Consider the following 276-nt stretch of genomic DNA (forward strand, 5'->3'; position numbering starts at 1 on the left):
CTGTTGCATGACATCGGCAAACCGGTCGCCGATATCGCCGTGGTCGACGCACAGGGGCAACATACCTGGAACCCTTGCGATGAAAACATCACCGACTGGGCTGTACGAAATGAGATCGACCGATACTTTCTGCGCTGGCGGGATAACCGCCATAAACGCCATGAACAGTTTTCGGCCTTGGTGATCGAGCGCGTCCTCACCCGCGAAGCCCGCACATTCATTCTGGAGTCTGGCCCCGACATCATGCAGGCCATGCTGGAAACCATTAACGGTTTG

The 276-nt window shown here is 56.2% G+C and carries 1 protein-coding gene; it reads left to right on the top strand.

From position 1 onward, the window contains the following. A partial coding sequence (locus tag CWO84_RS15410; RefSeq protein WP_205800397.1) for a TraI domain-containing protein occupies window positions 1–276 on the top strand: 276 nt, incomplete at both ends.

This window comes from Methylomonas sp. Kb3 (assembly GCF_002834115.1).
Taxonomy (GTDB): domain Bacteria; phylum Pseudomonadota; class Gammaproteobacteria; order Methylococcales; family Methylomonadaceae; genus Methylomonas; species Methylomonas defluvii.